This is a genomic window from Actinokineospora diospyrosa (assembly GCF_024171925.1).
Classification (GTDB): Bacteria; Actinomycetota; Actinomycetes; order Mycobacteriales; family Pseudonocardiaceae; genus Actinokineospora; species Actinokineospora diospyrosa.
The window spans coordinates 307176-334012 of record NZ_JAMTCO010000002.1 but is presented as its reverse complement, the minus strand read 5'-3'; the positions used below and the strand labels follow the sequence as shown (position 1 = coordinate 334012).

24 protein-coding genes and 2 pseudogenes are annotated in these 26837 nt (G+C 70.9%); 12 read left to right on the top strand and 14 right to left on the bottom strand.

Annotated elements, in window-relative coordinates; all coding sequences use genetic code 11:
• Positions 1–104: 104 nt before the first annotated feature.
• Positions 105–2957, bottom strand: coding sequence for an excinuclease ABC subunit UvrA (uvrA, locus tag LV75_RS04040; protein WP_253885247.1), 2853 nt, complete (start codon positions 2955–2957; stop codon positions 105–107).
• A gap of 493 nt (positions 2958–3450) precedes the next feature.
• On the opposite strand from uvrA, the pseudogene LV75_RS04035 reads away from it, so the two are divergent.
• Positions 3451–4152: pseudogene (locus LV75_RS04035) on the top strand (maleylpyruvate isomerase N-terminal domain-containing protein); the annotation flags it as partial.
• On the opposite strand, the gene LV75_RS04030 reads toward LV75_RS04035, so the two are convergent.
• On the bottom strand, positions 4116–5342 hold the full coding sequence (locus tag LV75_RS04030) for an acyltransferase family protein (RefSeq protein WP_253885246.1): 1227 nt from the start codon (positions 5340–5342) through the stop codon (positions 4116–4118). The pseudogene LV75_RS04035 and the gene LV75_RS04030 overlap by 37 nt on opposite strands.
• Positions 5343–5445: 103 nt before the next feature.
• Between LV75_RS04030 and LV75_RS04025 the strand changes: the two genes are divergently transcribed.
• Together LV75_RS04025 and LV75_RS04020 are read left to right on the top strand one after the other, a co-directional pair.
• Complete coding sequence (locus LV75_RS04025) at positions 5446–6120, top strand: MBL fold metallo-hydrolase (protein ID WP_253885245.1); 675 nt, start codon at positions 5446–5448, stop codon at positions 6118–6120.
• A gap of 89 nt (positions 6121–6209) precedes the next feature.
• The gene (locus LV75_RS04020) at positions 6210–7151 is read left to right on the top strand and encodes a GIY-YIG nuclease family protein (RefSeq protein ID WP_253885244.1); all 942 of its coding nucleotides are present in this window, start codon (positions 6210–6212) and stop codon (positions 7149–7151) included.
• On the opposite strand, the gene LV75_RS04015 is transcribed toward LV75_RS04020, so the two are convergent.
• Complete coding sequence (locus tag LV75_RS04015; RefSeq protein ID WP_253885243.1) at positions 7113–7913, bottom strand: class I SAM-dependent methyltransferase; 801 nt, start codon at positions 7911–7913, stop codon at positions 7113–7115. The two genes, LV75_RS04020 and LV75_RS04015, sit on opposite strands and share 39 nt — an antisense overlap.
• 99 nt (positions 7914–8012) lie before the next feature.
• Between LV75_RS04015 and LV75_RS04010 the strand changes: the two genes are divergently transcribed.
• Genes LV75_RS04010 through LV75_RS04000 form a run of 3 tightly spaced genes read left to right on the top strand, consistent with a single transcriptional unit; the run spans position 8013 to position 11189 of the window.
• Positions 8013–9041 carry a beta family protein gene (locus LV75_RS04010; RefSeq protein ID WP_253885242.1) on the top strand — a complete coding sequence of 343 codons (1029 nt, stop codon included), beginning with the start codon at positions 8013–8015 and terminating at the stop codon, positions 9039–9041.
• A 55-nt stretch (positions 9042–9096) separates the two neighbouring features.
• On the top strand, positions 9097–9933 hold the full coding sequence (locus LV75_RS04005; protein WP_253885241.1) for a DUF4262 domain-containing protein: 837 nt from the start codon (positions 9097–9099) through the stop codon (positions 9931–9933).
• Positions 9909–11189 carry an alpha/beta fold hydrolase gene (locus LV75_RS04000; RefSeq protein ID WP_253885240.1) on the top strand — a complete coding sequence of 427 codons (1281 nt, stop codon included), beginning with the start codon at positions 9909–9911 and terminating at the stop codon, positions 11187–11189. Before LV75_RS04005 ends, LV75_RS04000 begins: the two co-directional genes overlap by 25 nt.
• Here the strand turns inward: LV75_RS04000 and LV75_RS03995 are convergent.
• Positions 11155–12210 (bottom strand): DUF4429 domain-containing protein, encoded by a 1056-nt coding sequence (locus LV75_RS03995; protein WP_253885239.1) that lies wholly within the window; start codon positions 12208–12210, stop codon positions 11155–11157. The genes LV75_RS04000 and LV75_RS03995 overlap by 35 nt on opposite strands.
• A gap of 63 nt (positions 12211–12273) precedes the next feature.
• A complete protein-coding gene (locus LV75_RS03990; protein ID WP_253885238.1) occupies positions 12274–14559 on the bottom strand; it encodes an ATP-binding cassette domain-containing protein in 2286 nt (761 codons plus the stop codon).
• 58 nt (positions 14560–14617) lie between these two features.
• Between LV75_RS03990 and LV75_RS03985 the strand changes: the two genes are divergently transcribed.
• Positions 14618–15403 (top strand): TetR/AcrR family transcriptional regulator C-terminal domain-containing protein, encoded by a 786-nt coding sequence (locus tag LV75_RS03985; RefSeq protein ID WP_301318599.1) that lies wholly within the window; start codon positions 14618–14620, stop codon positions 15401–15403.
• On the opposite strand, the gene LV75_RS35385 is transcribed toward LV75_RS03985, so the two are convergent.
• Entirely contained in the window at positions 15390–16508 is a 1119-nt protein-coding gene (locus tag LV75_RS35385) for a chromate transporter (RefSeq protein ID WP_253885237.1), read from the bottom strand. The two genes, LV75_RS03985 and LV75_RS35385, sit on opposite strands and share 14 nt — an antisense overlap.
• Positions 16509–16567: 59 nt before the next feature.
• On the opposite strand from LV75_RS35385, the gene LV75_RS03975 reads away from it, so the two are divergent.
• The 3 genes from LV75_RS03975 to LV75_RS03965 are packed head-to-tail and all read left to right on the top strand — an operon-like array spanning position 16568 to position 17796.
• Positions 16568–17005, top strand: coding sequence for a YdeI/OmpD-associated family protein (locus tag LV75_RS03975; protein ID WP_253885236.1), 438 nt, complete (start codon positions 16568–16570; stop codon positions 17003–17005).
• 39 nt (positions 17006–17044) lie between these two features.
• Positions 17045–17458: a helix-turn-helix domain-containing protein gene (locus LV75_RS03970; protein WP_253885235.1), complete on the top strand. Its 414-nt coding sequence runs from the start codon at positions 17045–17047 to the stop codon at positions 17456–17458.
• On the top strand, positions 17455–17796 hold the full coding sequence (locus LV75_RS03965) for a DUF4180 domain-containing protein (RefSeq protein ID WP_253885234.1): 342 nt from the start codon (positions 17455–17457) through the stop codon (positions 17794–17796). Before LV75_RS03970 ends, LV75_RS03965 begins: the two co-directional genes overlap by 4 nt.
• A 48-nt stretch (positions 17797–17844) precedes the next feature.
• On the opposite strand, the gene LV75_RS35800 is transcribed toward LV75_RS03965, so the two are convergent.
• The 4 genes and pseudogenes from LV75_RS35800 to LV75_RS03950 form a co-directional block, all read right to left on the bottom strand.
• Positions 17845–18573, bottom strand: coding sequence for an endonuclease I family protein (locus tag LV75_RS35800; RefSeq protein WP_372504137.1), 729 nt, complete (start codon positions 18571–18573; stop codon positions 17845–17847).
• 60 nt (positions 18574–18633) lie between these two features.
• Positions 18634–19065: pseudogene (locus LV75_RS35795) on the bottom strand (DUF6359 domain-containing protein); the annotation flags it as partial.
• Positions 19066–19341: 276 nt separating this feature from the next.
• Entirely contained in the window at positions 19342–20493 is a 1152-nt protein-coding gene (locus LV75_RS03955; RefSeq protein WP_253885232.1) for a sensor histidine kinase, read from the bottom strand.
• Positions 20493–21200 (bottom strand): response regulator transcription factor, encoded by a 708-nt coding sequence (locus LV75_RS03950; protein WP_253885231.1) that lies wholly within the window; start codon positions 21198–21200, stop codon positions 20493–20495. Before LV75_RS03950 ends, LV75_RS03955 begins: the two co-directional genes overlap by 1 nt.
• Before the next feature lie 212 nt (positions 21201–21412).
• Here LV75_RS03950 and LV75_RS03945 point away from each other — a divergent pair, with 212 nt between their 5' ends.
• On the top strand, positions 21413–22120 hold the full coding sequence (locus tag LV75_RS03945; RefSeq protein ID WP_253885230.1) for an ANTAR domain-containing protein: 708 nt from the start codon (positions 21413–21415) through the stop codon (positions 22118–22120).
• Between the two features lie 138 nt (positions 22121–22258).
• Positions 22259–22633, top strand: coding sequence for an FKBP-type peptidyl-prolyl cis-trans isomerase (locus LV75_RS03940; protein ID WP_253885229.1), 375 nt, complete (start codon positions 22259–22261; stop codon positions 22631–22633).
• 73 nt (positions 22634–22706) lie between these two features.
• Here LV75_RS03940 and LV75_RS03935 read toward each other — a convergent pair whose 3' ends face one another.
• From LV75_RS03935 to LV75_RS03920, 4 genes are all read right to left on the bottom strand, one after another.
• Entirely contained in the window at positions 22707–23387 is a 681-nt protein-coding gene (locus LV75_RS03935; protein WP_253885228.1) for an alpha/beta fold hydrolase, read from the bottom strand.
• 23 nt (positions 23388–23410) lie between these two features.
• On the bottom strand, positions 23411–23947 hold the full coding sequence (locus LV75_RS03930; protein WP_253885227.1) for a hypothetical protein: 537 nt from the start codon (positions 23945–23947) through the stop codon (positions 23411–23413).
• Positions 23948–24048: 101 nt separating this feature from the next.
• Positions 24049–25422 carry an MFS transporter gene (locus LV75_RS03925; RefSeq protein ID WP_253885470.1) on the bottom strand — a complete coding sequence of 458 codons (1374 nt, stop codon included), beginning with the start codon at positions 25420–25422 and terminating at the stop codon, positions 24049–24051.
• A gap of 358 nt (positions 25423–25780) precedes the next feature.
• A complete protein-coding gene (locus LV75_RS03920; RefSeq protein WP_253885226.1) occupies positions 25781–26836 on the bottom strand; it encodes a Gfo/Idh/MocA family oxidoreductase in 1056 nt (351 codons plus the stop codon).
• Position 26837 lies beyond the last annotated feature (1 nt).

The following is a 26837-nucleotide window of genomic DNA, read 5'->3' as shown; positions in this document are numbered from 1 at the left end:
ACACCATGTCCAGATGTCGTTTGCGCTGGTTACAGCATGTTTATGAGCAATCTCCGGCGGTAGTCGCCGCCGGTGACCCAGGCCACCGGCGGCACCCCCGACGATCACATCACGTGCGCGAGGAACTCCCCGGTGTAGCTGCCGTCGGCCTTCACCACGTCCTCGGGCGTGCCCTCCGCCACAACCGTGCCGCCGCCGGAGCCACCCTCGGGGCCCATGTCGACGATCCAGTCGGAGCCCTTGATGACGTCCAGGTTGTGCTCGATGACGATCACCGTGTTGCCCTTGTCGACCAGGCCGTTGATCACCCCGAGCAGCTTGCGGATGTCCTCGAAGTGCAGGCCGGTGGTCGGCTCGTCGAGGATGTAGACGGTGCGGCCGGTGGAGCGCTTCTGCAGCTCGCTGGCCAGTTTCACCCGCTGCGCCTCGCCGCCGGACAGCGTCGGCGCTGGCTGGCCGAGCCGCACGTAGCCCAGTCCCACGTCGACCAGGGTCGCCAGGTGCCGGTGGATGGCCTTGATCGGCTCGAAGAACCCGGCGGCCTCCTCGATCGGCATGTCCAGGATCTCGGCGATCGTCTTGCCCTTGTAGTGCACCTCCAGGGTCTCCCGGTTGTACCGGGCGCCCTTGCACACCTCGCACGGCACGTACACGTCCGGCAGGAAGTTCATCTCGATCTTGATGGTGCCGTCGCCAGCGCACGCCTCGCAGCGGCCGCCCTTGACGTTGAAGGAGAACCGGCCGGGCTGGTAGCCGCGCACCTTCGCCTCGGTGGTGGAGGCGAACAGCTTGCGCATGTGGTCGAACACGCCGGTGTAGGTGGCCGCGTTGGACCGGGGCGTGCGGCCGATGGGCGACTGGTCCACCTGCACCAGCTTGTCGACGTGCTCGAGGCCCTTGATCCGGGTGTGCCGACCGGGGACCTGGCGGGCGCCGTTGAGCTTGTTCGCCAGCACGGTGGCCAGGATGTCGTTGACCAGGGTGCTCTTGCCCGACCCGGACACGCCGGTGACCGCCACCAGCGCCCCTAGCGGGAACGACACGTCGATGCCGCGCAGGTTGTGCTCGCGCGCGCCGACCACGGTCAGCTGCCGCTTCTTGTCGATCGCGCGGCGCAGCGCGGGCATCGGGATCTCGCTGCGGCCGGACAGGTACGCCCCGGTGAGCGACTCCTTGTTCTTCAGCAGCTCCTTGAAGGTGCCGCTGTGCACGACCTTGCCGCCGTGCTCGCCCGCGCCGGGTCCGATGTCGACGACCCAGTCCGAGGCGCGGATGGTGTCCTCGTCGTGCTCGACCACGATGAGCGTGTTGCCCAGGTCGCGCAGCCGGGTCAGCGTCTCGATGAGCCGGTGGTTGTCGCGCTGGTGCAGGCCGATCGAGGGCTCGTCGAGCACGTAGAGCACGCCGACCAGGCCGGAGCCGATCTGCGTCGCCAGCCGGATGCGCTGCGCCTCGCCGCCGGAGAGGGTGCCGGACGCGCGGTCCAGCGACAGGTAGTCGAGGCCGACGTCGAGCAGGAACCGCAGCCGCGCCTGGATCTCCTTGAGCACCGCGCCCGCGATCATCGTCTCGCGCCTGCCCAGCTTGAGTCCGTCGAGGAACGCCGAGCACTCCCCGATGGACATGTTGGACACCTCGGCGATGGACTTGTCGCCCTCCTTGCCGTGGGCGAGGGTGACCGCGAGGATCTCCGGCTTGAGCCGGGTGCCCCGGCACGACGGGCAGGGCACCTCCCGCATGTAGCCCTCGTACTTCTCCCGCATGTACTCGGAGTCGGTCTGCTCTTGGCGCCGTTCCAGGAACGGGATCACGCCCTCGTAGGCGGCGTAGTAGGAGCGCTCGCGGCCGTAGCGGTTCTTGTAGCGGACGTGCACCTGGTCGCTGACGCCGTGCAGCACCGCCTTCTGCGCCTTCGCGGTCAGCCGCCGCCACGGGGTGTCCATCCGGAACCCGATGGTCTCGGCCAGCGAGGTGAGCAGCCGCACGAAGTACTCCGCGGTCTGCCCGCCCGCCCAGGGGGCGATGGCGCCGTCGGCCAGCGACAGCTCGTCGTCGGGGACGACCAGCTCCGGGTCGACCTCCTTCTTCACGCCGATGCCGGTGCACTCCGGGCACGCGCCGTAGGGCGAGTTGAACGAGAACGACCTGGGTTCCAGGTCCTCGACGCCGAGCGGGTGGCCGTTGGGGCAGGCCAGGTGCTCGGAGAAGCCGCGGATCCGGTGCGGGTCGTTGTCGGCCAGGTCGACGAACTCCAGCTCGACCAGGCCGTCGGCCAGCCGCAGCGCGGTCTCGACCGAGTCGGTGAGCCGCTGCTTGGAGCTGGCCTTCACCGCCAGCCGGTCGATGATCACCGAGATGTGGTGCTTCTCCTGCTTCTTGAGCTTCGGCGGGTCGGTCAGCTGGTGGACCGCCCCGTCGACCAGGGCGCGCGAGTAGCCCTGGGTCTGCAGGTTCGCGAAGAGGTCGACGTACTCGCCCTTGCGGCCGCGCACGACCGGGGCGAGCACCTGGAACCGGACCCCGGACTCCATCGCCAGCACCTGGTCGACGATCTGCTGCGGGGTCTGCTTGCTGATGGCCTCACCGCAGGTCGGGCAGTGCGGCTTGCCCGCGCGCGCGTAGAGCAGGCGCAGGTAGTCGTAGACCTCGGTGATGGTGCCGACGGTGGAGCGCGGGTTGCGGCTGGTGGACTTCTGGTCGATCGACACCGCGGGCGAGAGGCCCTCGATGAAGTCGACGTCGGGCTTGTCCATCTGGCCGAGGAACTGCCTGGCGTAGGCCGACAGCGACTCGACGTAGCGGCGTTGCCCCTCGGCGAAGATCGTGTCGAAGGCGAGGCTGGACTTCCCGGAGCCGGAGAGCCCGGTGAACACCACGAGGCTGTCGCGGGGCAGGTCGATGTCCACGCCGCGCAGGTTGTGCTCCCGGGCGCCGCGAACGACGAGGCGATCGGCCACTGAGGTCCCTTCGGTAGTGCGGAACACCGGCGCATGGCACCAACGGTGTTCGTGGTGGTTCGAGCTCTTGGGTGTGCGGCCCCGGCGGCCACCGGCGCGGATACCCGCGGCTGCCGTGGTCGACGCCACCCGGCGGTGTGGTGTGCACCGGGCCGACCCGCCGGTCCCGGGACGGCGGTCGAACCGGGACAGCGGTCGGTCCGGGACGGCTGTCGACTCAAGACGACAACCGGCCCAGGGCGACAACCGGCCCAGGGCGAACATACGGCGCCGCGCGGGACCCGTTCGCGTGACATCCACAGGCGGGTCCACAGGCACGTCGGAGGCCACAGGGGTGGCGTGGGGCATGGTAGATCGGGGCACCGACAATTCTGGCCGACCGGTTCCGGGCGTGCACTCGCGGAGCGGTACCCACCGGTAGGCGCAGCGGCCTACGCTGGAGGCGGGAGCGCGTTGCTCCGATCACCGCAGCAACTCCAGTCCGGGGGTGGGTATGAGCGTGTCGAACACGTCCACGAACACGACCGAGACCGCCGACGCGGCGGCCGCGCGGCCGGAGCTGCCTGGTCAGCGCCGCGCCGACGGCGCGAGCCGGGCCGAGTCGGCCCACCAGGCCGTGCGCGAGGCGTGGGTGGTGCTGCACCGGGTGGTCGGCGACCTGCCGGACGCGGCCTACCGGGAGCCGAGCGGGCTACCCGGCTGGTCGCGCGGGCACGTGGTGAGCCACCTGGCGCGCAACGCCGACGCGCTGGTCAACCTGCTGACCTGGGCGCGGACCGGGGTCGAGCACCCGGCGTACACCAGCAGGGCCGACCGCGACGCCGACATCGCCGACGGGGCGGCGCGGCTGCCGCAGGTGATCCGCGAGGACCTCTACGCCGCGTGTGACCGATTCCACACCGCCATCGCCCGGATGGGGGAGGCCGACTGGACCGCGACGGTGCTGCACCCGTCCGGTCGGGCGCTGCCCGCCGCGGAGGTCCCGGAGCTCGCGCTGTTCGAGGCGTGGAACCACCTGGTCGACCTCGACCGCGGCGTCGGCTACGCCGAGATCCCCGCCGCGCACCTGGACCGGCTGCTGGACCTGGCGGTCCGCCCGTACCGGTCGCGCGCCGACGGCGCGCCGCTGCGGCTGGTCGCGGACCTGCCGGACGGGCGTCAGCGCACCTGGGAGCTGGCCATCGCGGACCAGTCGTCGAGCTCGCGCGAGGTCGCCGGGGACGCGGCGGCGGTGCTGGGGTGGTTGACCGGCAGGACGGCCGGGACCGGCCTGACCGGGGCGCTGCCGGAGCTGGGTGCCTGGGGCTGAACCCTGGCCCGCAGCCAGGCCCACGCGGTCGGGCCGCGCGCGGTCAGCCAGCGGTGCGCGGGGCGTTCGACGAGCTTGGTGATGGCCCAGCCGAGCAGCACGGCCATGGCGGCGCAGGCGAACAACCTGCCCCAGGGCCCGATGCCCTTGTCGAGCAGGTACCTGGCCAGGACGAAGCCGAGTTCCTGGTGCACGAGGTAGACGCCGAAGGAGATCCCCGCCAGCCAGCGGATGGGGCGGGTGAGGCCGCGTAAGACGCCCCAGTCGGGTCCGCCCGCGGCGGCGACGATGCCGACCAGGATGACGCCGAAGGCGATGGTCGACGGGGTGTCGACGAAGTAGGAGTGCGCGTCCTGGGCGACCAGCACGGCGACCAGGTAGACCGCCAGGTGCGCGCCGGAGAGCCGGTGCCTGGTCCACAGCCAGATCGCCACGCCGACGCCGAAGAGCGCGACCCGGTGCAGCGCCAGCCCGTCGAACGCGGACTTGATCCACTGCGCCGCGTCGTCGTGCCGCCAGGCGAACCGGATCACCAGCGGGACCACGACCAGGGCCCACAGGGTGACAGGCAGCGCCTTGCCGCGCAGCCAGCCGCGCGGCCACAGCAGGGCGGCGAGCAGGAAGGACATGATCTGCACCGGCAGCGTCCAGTAGGACGCGTCGACCCAGTGGAACTCCGGTGACCACGCCTGCACGAGGAACAGGTTGGCCACCAGGTCGGTGTGCGTCGGCAGGTACCACCCGAACTGGGCGGCGACCGCGCGCGAGACCGCGTATGTGATGACGACCGCGACCACGTACGCCGGGAGCAACCGGGCGACCCGGCTGAACAACCAGCGCTTGGTGGCGCCGCGGCGCACGGTCACGCAGACGAAGAAGGCGGAGATCACCAACAGGGTGCTCGCGCCGAACTGCAGCGGGAGCACGAACGGGTAAGGCCCGAGTTCCGCGTGGTTGATCGGCGACTGGTGGGTGATGTGCTGGATCACGACCGAGTACACGGCCACGACGCGCAGCACGTCCCAGCTGATCTTGCGCGGGGACCGCTTCTGGTTCGCTGTCTCTGAGGTCAGCACGAGCTCACAGGTGTCGGCGACAGGGGGCGAGTTTCAGGTCACGCTCTGGTAACAGGATAAGGGGCGGGACCGGGGTCCGCTGGAGGAGGTACCGTCGGCCCCCGTGGACCTCGTCGACTACACCGGGCACGTCGAACCCGGCGGTGCCGCTGCCCGCCGCACCCTCCCCGCGCTGACCATCACCAAGGTGTCGGTCGGCCCGATGGACAACAACGCCTACCTGCTCACCTGTCTGGCCACCCGCGAGGCGCTGCTGGTGGACGCCGCGAACGACCCCGAGCGCCTCTCCGACCTGATCGGCTACGGCCAGGACCGGCCGACCCTGCGCACCATCGTCACCACCCACCAGCACGGCGACCACTGGCAAGCCCTCGGCGCCACAGCGGGCGCGTTCGGCGCCAACACCATCGCACACGCCCTGGACGCCGACCCCCTCCCGGTCCCCCCGGACCGCTTGGTGGAGCACGGAGAGGTGATCAAGGTCGGTGAGGCCGACCTGGAGGTCATCCACCTCCGCGGCCACACCCCAGGCTCCATCGCCCTGCTCTACCGCGACCCAACCGGCACACCCCACCTCTTCACGGGCGACTCGCTCTTCCCCGGGGGCGTGGGCAAGACGTGGTCCCCCGAAACCTTCACCTCTTTGCTAGACGACGTAACCACCCGACTCTTCGACGTCCTCCCCGACAACACCTGGTTCTACCCAGGCCACGGCGACGACTCGACTTTGGGTGAGCAACGCCCACACCTCGCCGAATGGCGCGAGCGCGGCTGGTAGCGAGAGGGTTGGTCTGTTCGGTCGCTCGAACAGGCCAACTCCCCGCTGTTGCCGCCTATAGGGAGCAGCACGCCTGGTTCAATCGGGCCATGAGTCAAGCTGGGCCGCGTGGTGCCACGATTCGCCTGTTCCTCGCCGATGGCGTGCCGCAGGGAATCCGGCTCGTGGAGCGAAGCCAGTGGACGGGCATGTGCCTCGCGTTCTCCCGCGCGGACTACGCCCGAGCGCGGTCTCGCAAGGAGTTCCAGCAGACCGGGGTCTACCTGCTGACCGGACCCGACACCGAGGGCAAAGGGACCGATGTCCTCTACATCGGCGAGGGTGATGTGGTCGACATCCGGCTGGACGCGCACCAGCGGTCCAAGGACTTCTGGACCAACGCCTACGTGCTCACCACGACCGACGACTCGCTCAACAAGGCGCACGTCCGCTACCTGGAAGCACGGCTGATCGACATGGCCGCAAAGGCCAACTCCGTGCAACTCGACAACGGGACAGCCCCCAAGGTGCCGTGGCTCAGCGAGCCCGAGATCGCCGACATGGAGACCTTTCTCGCCAACATGTTGCTGATCCTGCCCATTGTCGGCGTGCACGCGTTCGAGACGCCCGCGGTCTCCAGCACGGCCGTGGGCGCTCCTGCCGCAGCCAGGTCGGCGCCCCCAGTCAACCAGTACTTCCTGAAGACCCAGCTCACCGTTGCGGAGGGCGCGGACGACCCACGTGGCTTCACCGTGTTCGAAGGCGCAGTGGGAAGGCGTGACGTCAAGACGATGTCGTCGGGGTACTTGGCGCTTCGGGAGAAGTTGCTGCGCGAGGGCGTGTTGGTCGACCACGGCAATGACCAGATCCGCCTCACCAGGACTTACGTCTTCGACAGTCCCTCGAGCGCCGCGAGTGTGCTCGCGGGGGGCGCCAAGAACGGCCGGACCGAGTGGAAAGACGCTCGCGGTAGAACGTTGAAGGAGAACCAGCAGCATTCCGTGGATGAGAGCTCACGGCCGCCAGAGGTCGATGACGGTCTTGTGGGTTAGTTCGCTGAAGGTGCCGGTTGGGCTGGTGTTCTCTAGTAGGTGGCGTAGGTCGGCCTCGAAGGCGGCTTGGTTGGTGCCTAACAGGTGTGGGGTTGAGCTAGAGAGGGAGAACACGGCTGCGACTACGTCGTCCGCCGTGCGGGTCATGAGGATGCCGGGGATCTCTACGCGGCGGGACTTGGTGAAACCGGCAGCCCGGTAGATCTCATCCTCACCGGACGCTGTGCCGTTGGGGAGGAGTTTGTTGCCTGCGCGGCGGACTGGGCCGAGGTACTTACGCACCAGCTCAGCGATTGCAGCGTGTGGCGGCTGTGGGTGGGGTAGCTCGGCGTCCGTCTCGATGCCTTGGTGGGTGGTGGCGTGGATGTGGGCGCATACTCCCCCGGCCGCCAGCATCCCGTGCACCGCCTGGGCAACTCTCGGCCGGTCCATCCAGTGAAACGACTGGGCGAATGTCACGAGCCGGAACGCACCTAGACCGGCGGGCAGGTCTTCGGCGCGCAGGTGCAGCCAGCGGGTGTTGGTCAGCCCATCCGAGGCAAGGGCGGCTTGGTCGACCATCCCCCGATCGGCATCGATCCCCACGACCTCTTCGCACAACCGGGCCAGTGGCAGGCTCAACGACCCCGGTCCGCAACCAACGTCGAGAACTCGGCCATAGCCAGCCTCTGCTGCGAGCACTTCGACAACGGCTTGCGGGTACGGCATTCGGCCTCGCGTGTAGTACTCAGCACTCCCCGCATAGAGCGACGCCTGGCTCACGCTGACCACCTTAAGCACACCTTCACTCGTCTGGCGGGCGCCACAGCAAGAGCCGCTGCCCATGATCGAAGTAAGGCCTACCGGCGGGGAGGCGTGCTCATGGGGGCTGTGGTCGTGCTGCGGACCAAGGCGGGCGAGCTGGAGGCCGCGGGGCGGGAGGATTGGGGGCGCGAGAACGGGCCGACCGCGGTGGTGGAGTTGCTCGACTCGTTGTCCGCCGAGGGCGGGCGGGTGCTGCCGATGCTGGTCAAGGCCGGGACGCTCATGGTCGAGCGGGGGCGGCCGCCGTGGGTCGACGCCCGGTTGTTGGGGGCCGGGAACTCGGTGGCGCGCCACCCCGGCGGTCCGCTGGTGTTGCTGGACGAGCTGATCGAGGCTGAGTTGGGGCTGTTGGCCCCGGACGTGCCGTGCCTGGTCCCGGTGCTGTCGGACTCCCCCAGCGAACGGGACCTGCGCGGGGTGGCGCTGCTGCGCGGGCGCCGGGACCGCGAGGTGGCCGTGCGGGTGCGGGGCCTCGACCGGCCGCCGGGTCACATCCGCGATCGGGTGCGGCGGGTGGTGGCCGCGGTCGGTGGGGCGGTGCACGTCGTGCTGGACGTCGGGTTCGTGGACGCCGCGCGGCCGGTGCGGGCCGAGCGGGTGGTCGACCTGGTGTCGGCGCTGGAGGTGGGGCAGGTCTCGACCACGCTGCTGGCCGGGTCGATCCCGGCCAAGCGGACCGACTACGCCACGAGCGTGCGCGACCGCGCCGAGGTCGAGCTGTGGGAACGGGTCAGCGCGGAGGTCGACGTCCGCTACGGGGACTACGGGGTGGTCCACCCCAACCCGCCCGCGGTGGGCGCTTCGCACGGCCGGAATCCCTTTCCCTTCCTGCATTACACCGTCGAGCGCCGCACGGTCAGCCTCCGCCGGAAGCCGCGGTCGGACACGGCGGGCGCGGCGGCGGAGGCGTTCGGTGAGCTCGCCGAGGAGTTGCTCGCCCGCCAGGACTTCGCCGGGGCGGAGTTCTCGTGGGGTGATCGGGAGTTGCGCGAGTGCGGGCAGGGGCGCGCGGCGGGCGCGGTGCCGCGGTGGGTCGCCATGGCGACCTCGCACCACCTCGCGCACGTGGCGGGTGGTCGGCTGTGACCGTGGCAACCGGGAACGATCACGGGGGGCGGTGGCGGGTCGGTACAGTCCGGACGTGAGATGCCGCTGCCAGTTGTGCGTGGGGGACCGGGACGAGGGGTTCGCCGAGATGCTCGAGGCGATCACCGACTACGGGGCGGGGGTTGTCGAGGTCACCGGGGCGCAGTTCGACTTCGCGCACACCGTGGGGCTGTGGCACAGCGCCGGGGTGCCGGATGTCGTGATGTTCGGGCTGGACACCGACGACATGATCGGGTGGTTGAGCCGGTTCGTCGAAGTGGGGCGCGCGCAGGGGTGGCCGGGGCCGGACGAGGAGTTCGGTGGGGTGGTCGACGGGGCGGTGACCCGGTTGCGGCCGGTGCACGAGTCGTGGTTCGGGGGGTTGCTCGACTCGGTGCTGCACTTCTACCGCGAGCCGGTGCCGATGTCGGTGCTGCTGTGGCCGGACGGGGACGGGCGGTGGCCGTGGGATGCCGACGCGGACGAGGATTGCCGGGTGTCGCAGCCGTGGGCTTGGGGACCGGTTTCGGAGCAGCAGGCGGGGCCGTGGCGGTTGCTCGGTGAGCTGGGCGCGGAGTTCCCCTTCCCCACCAGCCCGGACGTGTGGGCGTTGACCAGCAAATCCATTGTGGACGGCGATAGGGCGCCGGTGTGGCTCGCGCGCAGCGAGGGGCTCTATGACGTCCTCGACGAGCGTGGCTACGGCGCGGATGACCTCGCCTTGGCCTACTTGGGTGACATTACGACTCGGCACCCGGTCCTCTATAAGGCGGCAGACCTGCCGGATGACGCCGCGGTCGTGGTCCACGAAGGCATCTGGACGCCCGCTGAGCGCGGACCCGAGCACCTGGAGGCCAGCATCGCCGCGTGGCAGAGCGCGGGCACGGTATGACCATCACCACCCTCGACCGCACCTTCCGCGTCCCGCTGGACCACGCCAAGCCGGACGGCGAGACCATTGAGGTCTATGCGCGAGAGGTCACAAGAGGACGAACGGACCTCCCTTACCTCCTCTATCTCAACGGCGGCCCCGGCTTCCCGTCGCCAAGGCCGCTGGGTGGCGAAGGCTGGCTCCGCCGCGCCCTTACCGACTATCGCCTCCTACTCCTAGACCAGCGCGGCACCGGTAGGTCTACCCCGGTCACCCGGCACTCCCTTGCCAAGCAAGGAACTCCGCAGCAGCAGGCCGACTACCTGAAGCACTTCCGCGCCGACTCCATCGTGCGCGACGCGGAGCTCATCCGGCAGCAGATGACCAGTGACAAGTGGACGCTCCTTGGCCAGAGCTTTGGCGGTTACTGCGCCGTCACCTACCTGTCTTTCGCGCCGCACGGGCTCAGCGAGGTCTTCATCACGGGTGGCCTCCCCGGCCTAGAGTCCACAGCGGACGATGTCTACCGACTCCTCTATAGGACAGTCGTCGGCAAGAACGCCGCACACTACGAGCGCTACCCACAAGACATCGAACGCGCGCACAACGTCGCCCGGTTCCTCAAGGACAACGCAGTCCACCTCCCCAACGGCCGCCCACTCACTGTGGAAGCGTTTCAGGCCCTGGGAAACCTGCTGGGCTCAGCGACCGGCAGCACCCGCTTGCACTACCTGCTTGAAGCCCCCTTCGACGGCACCCACCTCGCGGACGCGTTCTTGGCTGACGTCGAGCGTGAGCTGTCCTGGGCTTCCAGCGCTCCCTTGTACTTCCTGCTGCACGAGGCCTCTTACGCACGGGGAGAAGGCGCCACCGGGTGGTCCGCTCAGCGGGTCCGCAGTGAGTTCCCCGAGTTCGACAAGGACGACCCGCTGCTGTTCACCGGCGAGATGGTCTACCCGGCCCTGTTCGACACCGACCCCGCGCTCGCCCCGTTCCGGGAGACCGCGCACCTGCTGGCCCACGAGCGGACCTGGCCCGAGCTCTACGACGTCGACCGGTTGCGGGCCAACGAGGTCCCGGTCGCGGCGGCGGTCTACCACGACGACATGTACGTGGCCCGGGAGCTGTCGCTGGAGACCGCGCGCACGATCGCCGGGGCGCGGCCGTGGCTGACCGCCGAGTACGAGCACGACGGGCTGCGGGTCAGCGACGGCGCGGTGCTGGACCGGCTGATCTCGATGCTCAGGCTCGGAGAAGGCCCCGGACACGCTGGATGAACTCGTCCGGCAGCTCCTCCGGCGGGGTGAGCAGGACCCGGCCCTCGACGGCGATGGCGTTGCCCACCAGCGCCACGTCGGCGAAGCACGGCACCCCGGCTTCCTCCAGCGGCCCGACCAGCGACCGGAACCGCCCCGAGGTCTGCCGCCCGAGTTCCCCGATCTCCTGCCCGTCCACCCTCAGCGCCACGACCACACTGGTCGACCGGGGCCCGGCGCGTTCGACCAGGTGCAGGCTGGCCAGCACCAGCGCCTTACCCGGCAGGTAGGCCCGGTCCATCAGCGGCACGAGCGCGTCGAGGTGGTCGTTCTCGTTGGTCAGCTGGAAGGACCGACCCGGCGGGATGTAGAGCTCCAGCGGGTCGATCGAGTTGAGCGGGACGGCGAATTCCGGCTCGGCGAGGTCCAGCGCGACCGCGCAAGCGAACTCGGTGTGCTCCCGAGTCCACCACAACCGAACACGACATCGACCAGACCCGCCCACCCGCTCTAGCGGCGCTCGGTACGCGCGGGCGGCATCCTCTGGCAACACTCCCACGGCGTAACCCTCGACAAGCACCTGCACCGAGCCCTCACGCAACCGCAACTCCGCCTGGGTCACCCGCTCCCCTATAGGCGCTGGACCGGATAACGCGCGCACCACGGCGGTTTCCTCCACGACCGCCTGGCAGAACACCCCCCGTCCGCGCAGCGGGGTCGCGAGGTCCGCAGCACGAGGCAGCGGTACCTGTGGACCTCGCCGCGCGGCGAGGATGCCTTGCAGGCGAGCGAAGTCGTCTTGGTGAGCGCGGGTGAAGGCGAGCTGGTAACTACGGCCATCCCGCAGGCGTAAGTCCAGCCTGCCGTTGCGCAGCGGCCCGGCGTCGTGCACGGTGACCGTCGCGATCTCGCGCAAGTCGACCGTCAGCGGGCCACCGCCCAAGGCGAGCCTGCCGACCGCGTTGGTCGGTGTGACCCACAAGTGGCCGCCGTCGAGCGTCACGGAGATGCCGATGCCGTCCACGCGCGCCTCCTCGCCCACGACCCTGCCCGTGATGTTACGCAGTAAGTACCTGGTCAGGTGCGGGCTGTCACAAAGCCGCCGTCAGGAGGTCACGTACTCCCGCAGGTGCCGGGCCGTCACCGTGTCGCCGCGCCGCACCAGCTCCGCGGGCGTGCCGGTGAACACGACGCGGCCGCCGTCGTGCCCGGCGCCCGGTCCCAAGTCGATGATCCAGTCGGCGTGCGCCATCACGGCCTGGTGGTGCTCGATGACCACGACCGTGTTCCCGTCGTCCACCAACCGGTCCAGCAGCCCGAGGAGCTGGTCGACGTCGGCGAGGTGCAGGCCGGTGGTCGGCTCGTCGAGGATGTAGGTGGACCCCTTCTCCGCCATCCGGATGGCCAGCTTGAGCCGCTGCCGCTCGCCGCCGGACAGCGTGGTCAGCGGCTGGCCGAGGCTGAGGTAGCCGAGGCCGACGTCGACCAGCCGGTCGAGGATCCGGCGGCCCGCGGGCACCTTGAGGAAGTCGTGCGCCTCGGCGATCGACATGGCGAGCACGTCGCTGATCGAGCGCCCGTCGAGCTTGTGCGCCAACACCTGCGCGGTGAACCGGCGCCCCTCGCAGTCCTCGCACACCGAGGCGACCCCGGCCATCATCGCCAGGTCCGTGTAGACCAGACCGATGCCCTTGCAGGTCGGGCAGGCGCCCTCGGAGTTCGCGCTGAACAGCGCCGCCTTGACCCCGTTGGCCTTGGCGAAGGCGGTGCGGATCGGGTCGAGCAGGCCGGTGTAGGTGGCGGGGTTGCTGCGCCGGGAACCGCGGATGGCGGACTGGTCGACCACGATCACGTCCGGCCGCTTGGACAGCGACCCGTGGATCAGCGAGCTCTTGCCGGACCCGGCGACCCCGGTGACGACGGTGAGCACGCCCAGCGGCACGTCCACGTCGACGTTGTCGAGGTTGTGGGTGTTCGCGCCGCGGATCTGGACCTGCCCGGTGGCCGCGCGCGGGGTCGGCCGGAGCCGGGCGCGGTGCCCGAGGTGGCGGCCGGTGAGCGTGTCGGAGGCGGCGAGACCGGCGAAGTCGCCGGTGTAGCAGAGGTTCCCGCCGTTGGTGCCCGCGCCGGGTCCCAGGTCGACGACGTGGTCGGCGATCCGGATGACCTCCGGTTTGTGCTCCACGACCAGCACCGTGTTGCCCTTGTCGCGCAGCCGCAGCAGCAGGTCGTTCATCCGGGCGATGTCGTGCGGGTGCAGCCCGACGGTGGGCTCGTCGAACACGTAGGTGACGTCGGAGAGGCTGGACCCCAGGTGCCGCACCATCTTCACGCGCTGCGACTCACCGCCGGACAACGTGCCCGATTCGCGATCCAGGCTCAGGTAGCCCAACCCGATCTCCACGAGCGAGTTGAGCGTGTCGCGCAGCACCAGCAGCAGCGGTCCCACCGAGGGGTCCTCGATCTTGTCGACGAACGCGACGAGGTCGCTGATCTGCATGCCTGCGCACTCGGCGATGGTGCGCCCGGCGAGGGTCACCGACAGCGCGGCGGGGCTGAGCCTGCTGCCGTGGCAGCCGCCGCAGGTGGCGAAGGTCGCGATCCGGTCGACGTAGGCGCGGATGTGCGGCTGCATGGACTCGCGGTCCTTGCTCAGCATCAGCCGCTGGACCTTCACCACGAGCCCCTCGTAGGTGATGTTCATCGAGCCGGTCTTGATCTTCGTGGCCTCCTTGTGCAGGAAGTCGGCCAGTTCGGCTTCGGTGTAGTCCCTGATCTTCTTGTCCGGGTCGAGCAGGCCGGACTGCACGAACGCCTGCCAGTACCAGGAGTCGACGCCGAAGTTGGGCGCGCTGATCGCGCCCTCGTTGAGCGAGAGGTCCCGGTCGACCAGTTCGTCGATGTCGATCGCCGACACCCGGCCGAGCCCCTCGCACTCCGGGCACATGCCCTCGGGGGCGTTGAAGCTGAACGCGGTGGCGCCGCCGATGTGCGGGGACCCGAGCCGGGAGAACAGGATGCGCAGCATGGTGAACGCGTCGGTCGCGGTGCCGACCGTGGAGCGGGCGTTGGCGCCCATCCGCTCCTGGTCGACGATGATCGCCGCGCTGAGGTTGTGCAGCGCGTCCACGTCCGGCCTGCCCTGGCTGGGCATGAACGACTGCACGAACGCGGTGTAGGTCTCGTTGATCATGCGCTGGGACTCCGCGGCGATGGTGCCGAACACCAGCGACGACTTGCCGGAGCCGGAGACCCCGGTGAACACGGTGAGCCTGCGCTTGGGGATGTCCAGGGAGATGTCGGCCAGGTTGTTCTCCCGCGCTCCCCTGACCTCGATGACGTCGTGGTTGTCAGCGGGGTGGTCGGTCGGGTGACCGGCGGCGTGCTGCATGTGTTGATTCCTTACAGGGTAAACTGACCTCGGCCCGGTCACTTTACGCCATAAGGAGATGAGCGTGGTGGTTTTCGCCGCACAGGGCGACCCGCGGCGCACGATGGCCATGCTCTGGCGCGCCGCCGCCGCGGCCGAGGTGCGCCCCGGGCCCCGGCCGACGCTGAGCGTGGACGTGATCGTCGAGGCCGCGGTGGCGGTGGCCGACGCCGAGGGCATGGCCGGGCTGTCGATGCGCGCGGTCGGTGAGCGGCTCGGGCGCACCGCGATGGCGCTCTACACCTACGTCGCCGACAAGAGCGAGCTGCTGGACCTGATGTACGACCACGTCCACGGTGAGCTGGGCGTCGGTCCGGCCGCGGACTGGCGGGCCGGGGTGCGGGCGTGGGCCGAGGAGCTCTGGGCGTTCTACCTGCGCCACCCGTGGGTGCTCCAGGTGTCGATGGCCCGGCCCGTGCTCGGCCCCAACGAACTGGACTCGGCCGAGCGGCTGCTGCGCGCGCTGGAACCCGCCGGGCTGTCCGCGCCGGTGCTGCGCGGGGTGGTGAGCCAGCTGAACCACCTGGTCCAGGGGGCGGCCAGGATGGTCACCGACTCGCGCCGGGCCGCGCGCGAGACCGGCCAGTCCGACGACGACTGGTGGTACGCCAGGTCCGCGGAACTGGTCGAGGTCGCCCCGGACTTCGGTGCCAGGTACCCGCTGCTGACCTGGTTGGAGACCAACAAGGACAGCACGCCCAACGAGACCGTGCCGTACATGGAGCACGAGGCCCGCGCCAGCTTCGAGGTCGGCCTCGAACTGCTGCTGGCCGGGGTCGAGGCCACCCGCCTCACAGAAGGCTGATCAACCCGCCCACGACACCCGCCCCCACGAGCGTGGTCACCACTCCCCCGCGCAGCACGAGCAGCCAGACCACCGCGACGGCGAGCAGCGCGAACTGCCACCACTGGTGCAGCGACCAAGCGAGCGGGACGACCGCGCCCGCGATGGCACCGATGGCGGCGGCACCCGCGCCGGTGAGGAACGCTTGCGCGCGGTCGTTGTCGCGCAAGCGTTCCAACCGCGGCCCGCCTACGATCACGAACACGAACGACGGCGCGAACGCGACCGCCGCTGCGAGGAGCCCACCCGCGATCCCGGCGGCCGCGTAGCCGACCACAGCGACTGTCTGCACTACCGGTCCCGGGGTGATCTGCCCGAGCGCGACAGCGTTAAGGAACTGCGAGTCGGTCATCCAGCCGTAGGTGTGCACGGCGTCCTGTCGCATCAGCGGGATGATTACAAACCCACCGCCGTAAGAGAGCGCGCCGACCTTCGCCGCGACCCACACCAATCCCCCACCGCCGGGGAGCGCGGCAACCAGCGGCCAGGCCAGTCGACGATCAGACGGCGCCCGCACCGACATCTCCATGACCCCGGCGATGACCAGGACCAGCACCACCCACGGCCCTGTGACTGCGGCGGCGATCCCACCGGCGACCAGGTAGGCGACCCACCGGGCGCGAGCCGGTGTCTCGGTCCCCACCCGCTTCCAGCTACCGGGCACGAGCCCCGTGGCGGCGTGCGCGGCGACAGCGGGAACAGCTGCCCCAGCCCCGGCCGCGGCGCCGAGCACCCATGCCGGTGCGTTGTCGGCGAGGAAGATGACCGCGAGCGCGAGGATCAGCACCAAGCCGGGGACGATGAAGCACAACCCGCCGACGATGGCGCCCAGCGCGCCGCGCAGCCGCCACGCGCAGAGGATGGCGAGCTGGGTGGACGCCGGGCCGGGCAACAGGTTGGTGACCGCGATCCCGTCCTCGAACTCGGTGTCGGTCAGCCACCCGCGCCGGGTGACGCACAGGTCCCGCAGCAGGGCGATGTGCGCGGGTGGCCCGCCGAACCCGACGCACCCGATGCGCCCCCACTCGCGCGCGATGGTGCCGAGGCCGACCTGGACTGTGCTCACCCGCCAATACTGCGGCGTGGACACAGCGGTTCTGAGTACCCCCGGTTAATACTCTCGCCATGAGATTTCAGACGACCGTCGAGTTGGGCGGCAAGAACGCGACCGGCCTACCGGTCCCTGAAGACGTGGTCACCGCGCTAAGCACCAAGAAGCGGCTACCCGTGAAGATCACCATCGGCGGTCACACCTACCGCACCACGGTTGGTCCTTACGGCGGGAAGTACATGGTGCCGCTCAGCGCGGAGAACCGCGCCGCGGCAGGGGTGTCGGCGGGGGACGACGTCGAGGTCGACATCGAACTGGACACCGAGCCGCGCGTGGTCGAGGTGCCCGAGGACCTGGCCGCCGCGCTGGCCGACGCGGGCGCCCGCGCCGCGTTCGACAAGCTCTCCTACAGCCACCAGAACGCCCACGTGCTGTCGGTGGCGGACGCCAAGACCGACGCGACCCGCCAGCGCCGCGTCGAGAAGGTCGTGACCGCGCTCACCACTCCGTAAACATCCCTATTCGCGCGCTCCGTGGGGTACTTTAGGGACATGGAGTGGCTTTCGGTTGACCAGGTGGCGGAGGAGTTGGGCCTGCACGTGCGCACGGTGCGCGGCTACGTGCGCGACGGCAAGCTCAAGGCGGTCCGCATCGGCAAGCAGTACCGGATCGCGCGCGCCGACCTGGAGGCGGTGACCGGGGCACCGCCGATCCGCCGGAGCAGGCACGTCGAGGTGGCGACCACGGTGCGCGTGGACGCGATCAGCCGCACGGACATGGACCGGGTGGCGACGATGCTCACCGCCTCGGTCGCGCCGGGGACCGAGGACCGGGTCCGGATCCAGCTGTCCTACGACGAGGAGCGCGCGAGCCTGACCGTGATGCTGCTCGGCGGGCTCATCACGACCGCGGAACTGCTCCGGCTGATCGACGCGGTGACCGACCAGGGAGGACAACCCCGATGACCACGGCCGAGAACGTGTTGTACGTCCCGGCGGACGGGCCGCCGCTGACCGGCGAGCAGGACGCGCTCGACATCATCGGCGAGGCCTGGGGCGTCGAGGCGACGGTGGTGGTCATCCCCGCCGAGCGGCTCGACCCGAACTTCTTCGCGCTCAGCAGCGGTTTCGCGGGCGCGCTCGCGGGCAAGTTCGTGAACTACCGGATCCTGCTGGCGGTCGTGGGCGACATCAGCGAGCACCTCGAGCGCAGCGGACCGCTGCGCGACCTCAAGCGGGAGACCAACCGGGGCAGGCAGTTCTGGCTGCTGGACACCCTGGCGGAGTTCACCGCCAAGCTGTGAGGGGGCCGTCCGGATCGGACGGCCCCCTCGGGCTCAACCGGGCGCGGCTCAGCCCCAGATCGCGGCCACCCACTCCGGGTGGTCGATGAACGGGTTGCGGTTGTGCTGGAAGCTGTCGTAGATCACCTGGTTGCGGCGCTTCTCGAAGGCGTCCGGCGGGTCCTGGGTGTTCCAGGCCAGCAGCGTCGACAGCTTGCCGTGGTAGGGCTGCGTGCCGTTGTTGACGCTGTTGTTCACGTCCAGGTCCACGTACCCGTCGCCGCCCTCGTAGCGGACGTCCATGTACAGGATCATGCGGGCCACGTCGCCCTTGACGGTGTCGCGCGGCTCCCACGAGTCGGCGTCGGTGAAGTTGCCGGGGGCCTCGGCCGCGGGCGAGCCACCCAGGTCGAAGTCCTTGTTGCCGCGGTTGGAGTTGACCGAGACGTCCTCCGGGCGCAGGTGGTGCACATCGGTGCCGGGGCCGGTCGCGGTGCCGAAGTCGCCGTGCGACTTGGCCCAGACGTGCTCGCGGTTCCAGTCGTTGGCGCCGCCGCCGTTGCTGGACTTGCTCTGCGAGCGCCCGCTGTAGAGCAGGACGACGTTGTTGGCGTTGTTGGGGTCCTGGTCGGTGACCTTGAGCGCGTCCCACACCTGGTCGTAGTTGAGCTTGGTGCCGACCCGGATGATCTGGTTCAGCGCGGCCTTGAGCTGCGGACCGGTCTTGCCGAGCGCGGCGCGGTAGTAGTCGTCGGTCGGGCCGGTGCTCGTCGGCGGCGCCGTGGTGGTCGTGGGCACCGTCGTGGTCGGGCCGGTGGTGCTGGTCGGCGGCGCGCCGACCCGGGCGAACGCGGTCGTCGAGGTGAGGCCCGCGTGGCTGAAGTACGCGCTGAGCGAGCCGGTGACGTCGAGCTGCGCGCCCAGCAGCGACGGGTTCGTCTTGAGCCCGTACGCCGACCGGAACGACGTGGTGATCTGCACGTAGACCATGCGCGCGGTGTTCGTCTCGGCCGCGGCGTCAGCCAGCGCGAGGGCGTAGTCGGACGGGAAGCCCGACCGCACCACGGTGCTGGTCGCGGTGGGCTGGCCGACGACGTAGCCGCGCACGGTGGCCGACGCGCCGTTCTGGCCCGCGATCGCTTGCGCCACGGTGATCGGCGCCGCTGCCGAGGCACCCGGCGCGGGCGCGGCCGAGGCTGCTCCCGCGGCGGGAGGTTGGGCCTGCGACACCACCACGGCGGTGGCCAGGCAGGCGGTGAGGGCTAACAAGGACCAGCGACTGGTGCGCATGGGCGGTGTCCTCTCCCCGACGGTGACCAAAGTCGACAGAGCGTGACCCTGGTTTCACTTTCGAGTGAAGACTGCCATGGAATAACCCACTGTGGCGTGAACGTGGTGGAGCTTTTCGGTGGCCGCCGGATGGCTGTGCGCGCCAGCCGGGGAAGAAGAAGCGGCCCCGCCGTCGGGGGGTGACGGGGCCGCGATGGTGTAGTCGCCGCAGCCCCTGGGGGTGTTACCGACCCGTGTGGACCGGTCAGCGGAGAGTGCGCTCCGCAGTGGACGGTGTCACCCGAACAGCGGAAGCCGCAGGGTGAACCGCGCCCCGGTGCCCGGTCCGTCGCTGTGCGCGGTCACCGTGCCGCCGTGCAACCCGACCACCGCGCGCACCACGAACAGGCCGACCCCGAGACCGCTGGCGTGGGTGTCCGCCACCCGGGTGAACGACTCGAACAACTCGTCCGAGTGAGCCCCGTCGAAGCCGATCCCGTCGTCGAGGACCACCAGCTCGGCGGCGCCCGCGTCGGCGGTGAGGGTCACCGTGACCGTCGAGCCAGCCGGGCTGTACTTGACCGCGTTCGACAGCAGGTTGCCCAGCACCTGCCCCAACCGGACCCGGTCGCCCAGCACGCGCACCTCGGCGGGCGGCACGGTCACCAGCACCGGTCGGGCGCCGATCCCGGAGACCCCGTCGGCCACCACCTCGCGCAGGTCGACCGGCAGCCGGTCCACCCGCAGCCCGCCGGAGATGACCCGGCCCGCGTCGAGCAGGTCCTCCGTCATCCGGTTGAGCGCCGTGACCTGCCGCTCGAGCACCCCGAGCGCGGCGTGCTCGCCGACGTCGCCGGTCAGCACCTCGGCGGCGGCCCGCAGCGCGCCGAGCGGGTTGCGCAGCTCGTGCGCGACCGCGGCGAAGAACCGGTCCTTGGCCAGGTGCTCGCGGCGCAGCGCGGCGCCCACCTCGGCCAACCGGTCGTTGGCCACCTTGAGCTCGCGGGAGCGGACGAACAGGTCCACCTCCAACCGCTCCAGGCGCGCGTCCGGGCGCACCGCGACCAGCTCGGTCACGTCCTCCACCCGGTGCAGCACGTACCGGATCACGCCGTCCCGGTCGACCAGCGGGGTGTTCACCGGGCTCCAGTGCCGCTCCTCGAACACCCCGTCCGGCCCGGTGGCGATGTCGTAGCGCTGGATCGGCATGGTGTCGGCGCGGCCGGTCCGCAGCACGGTGTCCAGCGACCGGCGCAGGTTGCGCACGCCGTCGGCGGCGAGCAGGTCGGGATTGTCCGGGAAGGCGGTGAAGATGTGTTTGCCGAGCAGTTCGGCGCGTTCTTTCCCGGTGGCGGAAAGATACGCCGGATTCACCTCGACGATGACCAGCCCGGGGTCGAGCACCAGGTAGGGCGAAGGCGTGCATTCGAACAGCAGCCCGAAGTCCATCACAGGTCCAATCGGTATCCGAATCCGCGCACCGTGGTGATCCTCGGTTCCGTGACGCCCGCGGCGAGGAGTTTGCGGCGCACCCGGTAGACGTGTTCGTCCACTGTGGTCGGTGCCTGCCAGCGCGAGGACGAGCCCCACACGTTGTCCAGCAACTGCTCGCGGGAGAAGGTCTGCCCGGGCGCCGCGGCGAGGAACTCGACCAGCCCGTACTCGCGCGGGGTCAGCGCGATCGGCGTGCCCGCGCGGCGCACCTCCCGGGCGTTGGTGTCGATCACCAGACCACCCACCCTGATCGCGGTCGCCGCGGCTGGCGGGGCACCGCTGCGGCGCAGGACCGCGCGGATGCGGGCGGCGAGTTCCCTTGGTGAGTAGGGCTTCACGACGTAGTCGTCGGCGCCCAACTCCAGGCCGACGACCCGGTCGGCCTCCTCGCCGCGGCCGGTCACCACGATCACCGGCACCGCGTGGTCGCGAGCGCGCAGCACGCGCAGCAGGTCGAGCCCGTTGCCGTCGGGCAGGCCGAGGTCGAGCACCACGAGGTCGACGTGCTCGGTCTCGACCAGGTGCAGCCCGGCGCGCACGTCGGCGGCGGGCAGCACGCGGAAGCCCTCGCGGACCAGGAAGTCCCCGGCCATCGCGGCGAGGTCGGGCTCGTCCTCGACGAGCACCACCGCGGGTCGCTCGGTGTGGGTCTCGGATTGCACTGTGGTTCGCGCTCCGGGGTTCGCGCGCCGGCTGATTCGGGCCCGGCTGGCTGGTCGCACGGCGGCCCGTTGACGAAACGTTGACCGTCCGCAGATGGCCTGGCCAAGGCAGGACGGTATCACTGGGAGAACACAAGGCGCAGTGGTCGGGTGACCGTCGATCAGGCGATAACCCGAGGCCATTTCACGAATACCCGAGCGAGGCGCGAACCATGGCGACGCGAGCACGACTTGCCGAAGTGCTGATCGAGTTGTCCGACACCCTGGCGATCGATTTCGCGTTGCTGCCCTACCTGCGACAACTCGCGGCGGCCTGCGCGGAGTTCGCCGACGCCGACGCCACCGCGGTGCTGCTGGCCGACGGTGACGGGACCCTCCGGTCGACGGACCCCCTCCCGGGCGATGAGCGGCTATCGGACCTGTTCGACCGGCAGTGCGCGCACGGTCCCGGCGCGATCGCGTTCCACACCGGCGCGGACGTGGCGGGCCCCGTCTCGGACTGGCCCGGGTTCGCCGACACCGCCGCGGCGGCGGGTCTGGCGCACGCGCACGGCGTCCCGATGCGGCTGCGCGGCGCCACCGTGGGCGCGGTGTGCCTGTACCGGGTCGCCGACCGGCCGTTCGACGCCGAGGCGATCACCGCGGTGCACGCGCTCGCGGACATGGCGGCGCTGGGGATCAGCACCGAGCGCGCCCTGCGGCAGCGGCAGACCCTCGCCGAGCAGTTGCAGGCCGCGCTGGACACCCGGGTGCTGATCGAACAGGCCAAGGGGGTGCTCGCCGAGCGCGGCGGCGTCGAGCCGACCGAGTCGTTCCGGCAGCTGCGCACCCTGGCCCGCACGCACAACATGAAGATCGCCCAGGTCGCCGAGGAGGTCGTGCGCAGCGCGGCGCGCGGCAGGCTGCGCGCCCGCGGCTGAGTGCGGTTGTTGCGGGCGCGGTCGTTGCGGGTGCGGCGGTCGCGGGCGGGACGAGCGGCCGCGACGGGGTGGGCGCGCAGAGCGCGACCGGCCAAGAGAGGATGGCCGGGACCGAACAGTCGAACCCGAGGAGCACGCATGGCTCTGGAAAAGCCCGAGATCGACTTCCCCGAGGGCGCGCCGCCCAAGGAGTTGGAGATCACCGACATCACCGTCGGCGACGGCACCGAGGCCGTCGCGGGTCAGCAGGTGACGGTGCACTACGTCGGCGTCGCCCACTCCACCGGTGAGGAGTTCGACGCCTCCTGGAACCGCGGCGACACCTTCGCCTTCCCGCTCGGCGGTGGCCGGGTCATCGCGGGCTGGGACCAGGGCGTGGCGGGCATGCGCGTCGGCGGTCGGCGCAAGCTGGTCATCCCGCCGCACCTGGGCTACGGCGACCGCGGCGCGGGCGGCAAGATCAAGCCGGGCGAGACCCTGATCTTCGTGGTCGACCTGCTCGGCGTGCACTGACCGGGAGAACCCACCCCGTCCGGCACCGGCGGCACGTCGCGGTGCCGGACGGGGGATCCACGCGGGGATCCACTCAGCGCAGGTACTCCAGCAAGACCGCCACCGCGGCCGGGTCCTCGACGTGGGCGTTGTGCCCCACCCCCGGCAGCACCACCGGGTTCGGGACCAGGGCGCGCAACTGCTCTACCGGCGACATCGGGTCCCGCTCCCCAGCCGCCAGCGTCACCGGGCACCGGGCCGCGGCGAGCAGAGCGGGCAGGTCCGGGCGACCGACGCCGAACGCCCGCGGGTCCAGCGCGGCCCGCCACCCACCGCCCGCCTCGGCGACGGGTCCGCTCGGCAGCCCCGCGAGCTTGCCCGCCCAGGCCTCGGCCTCCGCGCGGGTCTCGAACACCTTCGGCGGCCGCGCGGCCAGCGCCGCGCCCTTCGCCAGGTCGTCGGGCGACCAGCTGACCTTCACACCCAGCGCCACCACCGCCCCGACCCGGACGCCGAACCAGCCCGAGGCGAGCGCCAGGGCCACCACCCCGCCGAGGGAGTGACCGAGGACCGCCACGGGCCGGTCGGGGTCGAGTCCCTCCGCCACGCGGGCGGCGAGCGCGCCGAAGGAGTAGCGCTTCAGCGGAGCGGCACCCGCGTGACCGGCGAGGTCCGGGGCCAGCACCGGCCCGTCCCACTGTCCGGCCAGGCCGTCCCACAGCGCGCCGCTGCCTGCCAAGCCGTGCAATAAGACCAGGGTCGGGAGTTCAGTCACGGCCCCGATCTTGCCTTACCGACTCAGCAACCGCCGCAGTTGTAATAGGTGACGTCCCAGTGGTTGCTCTCGAGGTAGTAGATGTTGCCGCTGCCGGATCGCCACTGGTTGCCGCCGATGGCGGTGAAGGTGCCCTTGATGTAGTTGGTCAGGCAGCTGCTGAGCGCGAAGTCCAGCTTGTAGCCGTTGTAGTGGCTGTACGTGCCGCTGGCGTGGCCGACCTCGGTGCCGCCGGTGACGTTGAGGGCGCAGCCGGTGGCGCTCTTGAGCGTCTGCGCGCCCTGGATCGTGGTCAGGTTGACCTGGTCGAACGAGGTGCAGTTGGGCTTGCTGCGGTCGCTGCAGTTGCCGCTGGAGGACCAGGTGATCCCCGACGAGCGCAGTCGGGTGCTGGCCTGGCTGTGGGTCAGCTTGGTGACCAGGGCGGACGCGGTGCCCGCGGCCGGGGTGAACACCGGGTCGTGCTCGGGCGCGGTGGTGGCACCCGCGGTACCGGTGACGAGCAAGACCGAGGTCGCGGTGGCGGCCAGGACGGCGGCCGCACGGGCGAGGACGCGCATGGGGGGACCTTTCGCCGGGGACTGGGCTGATGATCAACTCCAGCGCGTAGCGTAGTAGTCGCCGACGGGAAAACCCAGCATGTGTACGGAAATTTTCCCACTTAGCCGCCCTCGGGCAACCTGATGCGCTCCGCGCCCGCGGCGGTGTGCGCACGCCAGTCCCGTACTGCCAGGACGAACGCCACGACCACCAGGCCGACCGCCGCGAAGAGGGCCACCGCGATCGCCGAGGAGTACCGGCCGGTCCCGCCGAGCACCGCGTGGAACACCGCGGCCAGCGACGCCGTGCCCACCGCGGTCCCGATCCGCTGCCCGGTCTGCAGCACCCCGCCCGCGACGCCCGCCAACCGGTTGGGCACCGACGACAGCGTCATCGTGGTGTTGGGCGAGATCACCGCGCCGCCGCCGACCCCGGCCAACACCATCGGCAGCACGATCCACACCCCCGCCGACGGGCCGGGCACCACGAGCAGCACGACCGCGACGGCGGTCAGCCCGACCCCGACCGCGGTGAGCCCGACCACGGTGATCACCCGCCCCCAGCGCGCGACGAGCCTGCCCGCGACGGCCGCGGCCACCGCCGACCCGAGCGCGAACGGGGTCACCGCCAGCCCGGACTGCAGCGGCGTGTACCCGAGTCCACCTTGGAAGAACACCGCGAACACCAGCCAGATCCCGGAGAACCCGCAGAAGTAGGCCAGCGCGATACCGGCACCCGCGACGTAGCCAGGCGTCCCGGTGAACAGCCGGGTGTCCAACAGCGGCGCCCGGCCCCGGCCGACGACCCGCCGTTCCCACCGCACGAACGCCCACCCGAGCGCGGCGGCGAGCGGGAACAGCCACCACTGACCGTCCAGTCCCCCGCTTTCGGCGCGCACCAACGGGAGCAGCACCGCCAACACGGCCGCCCCCAGCAACAGCGCGCCCACCACATCGATGTCGACCCGGCGGCGGACGTCCACCCTGGGGAGGACGCGCAGCGCCAGCACGAGCGCGGCGATCCCGATCGGGAGGTTCACGTAGAACACCCACCGCCACCCCTCGGGGTCACCGAACACGGCGAGGATCACCCCGCCCGCGATCGGCCCGACCGCCGTGGACACCCCGATCGTCGCCCCGAGCACCCCGAATGCCTTGCCGCGCTCGGGGCCGTGGAACAGGTCCTGGATCAGGCCGGAGTTCTGCGGGGTGAGCAAGCCGCCCATCAGCCCCTGCGCCAACCGGGCGACCACCAGCCACCCCAACGACGGCGCGGCACCGGCGAGGGCGCTGGTGAGCACGAACCCGGTCAGCGCGATCAGGAACATCCGCCGCCGCCCGAGCGCGTCCCCCAGCCTGCCACCGGCGACCAGCGAGAGCCCGAAGGTCAGCGCGTACCCGGAGATCACCCACTGGATGCCGCCCGCGCTCGCCCCGAGGTCGGCCCGCATGGACGGCAACGCCACGGTGACGATGCTGACGTCGAGCAGGGCCATGAACCCCGCGGTCTGGGTCACCGCGAGCGCACGCCAGCGCCGGGGATCGGGCTCAGTCACCCCATCGTCCTACCCCTTTCGGGGGCGAAGTGCACGATCAGTCCAACCGAACCGGCACCTGACCCTCGACCGAGTGACAAACACCCCACAACCGTGTCAACGGCCCGAGCGGGGCACCGACCGCGCCCCGATCCCGGCGCATAGGCCCAGGTCGGCCGCGTCAGCAGGCGCCGCGGTCCGCATGGGCGCTTATCCCCATCTCATCCACCCAGGGTGAGCACACGCGGTCAGGCAGGCGGGGCACACACCAGCCGAGTGGGTCGCAGGCGCCACGGTCTGGCCGGCATCGCGGGCACGGTCAGTCCAACTGGACCGGCGCCCCGCGCTCGGCCGAGTGAAAGGCCGCCTCGATCGTGTCGGCGACGTCCGCGGTCTGGTCGGGGGGTACCGGGTTCGGGGCCTCGCCGCGCAGGCAGGCGGCGAGGGCGGTGTAGAAGGCCAGGTAGTCGCCGTCGAGGGTGGGCACGCGGCGGGAGCCGTCGGCGGTCACCAGCTCGCCCCACTGGGACTCGGGGTAGGCGCCGAAGCCGGGGTCGGTCGGCCGCCCGCCCGACCGGCTGGCGGCCTCCTGCGGGTCGAGGCCCCAGCAGTGGTAGCCCACGTCGGGTCCGGCCACGGCGAAGCGCGGGCCGAGCGGCACCGACGCCTTGCTGGTCCGCAGGTAGGACACCACGCCGCCGCGGTGGGTGAGGTGGAAGGTCGCGTCCTCGGCGGCGGGCGCGCCCGGCCGGGTCGCCTGGACCTGGGCGTACACCGCGCTCGGGCGGCCGAACAGGACGACGGCCTGGTCGACCAGGTGGCTGCCGAGGTCGTAGCGGATGTCGGCGAGGTCGGCCGGGTCGGCGCTGCCCTTCCACCCGGTCTTGACCGGCGCGGCGGCGCGCTCGAACCGGGACTCGAACCGGCTGACCCCGGCGAGCTCCCCGCTGTCGAGCAACCGGCGGACGGTGCGGAAGTCGCCGTCCCAGCGCCGGTTCTGGAAGGTGGTGAACACCCGGCCGACCCGCTCGGCGGTGGCAGCCAGGTCCCGGACCTCGCGCCCGGTCGCCGCGGCGGGCTTGTCGACCACGACGTGCAGGCCCGCGGTGAGCGCGGCGGTCGCCTGCTCGACGTGGTGGCGGTTGGGCGAGGCGACGACCGCCAGGTCGAACTCGGCGGCGCGCGGCCACAGCAGCGCGGGCGAGCCGAGCACCTCGATCCCCGGGTAGCGCCCGGTCGCGTCGGCGGCCCGGCCGGGGTCACCGGTGACGACGGCCACCAGGCGCAGCCCGTCGGCGGCGGCGATGAACGGCGCGTGGAACGCGCTGCCCGCCAGTCCGTAACCGATCAAGACCACCCTCGCCTCGGTGGACATC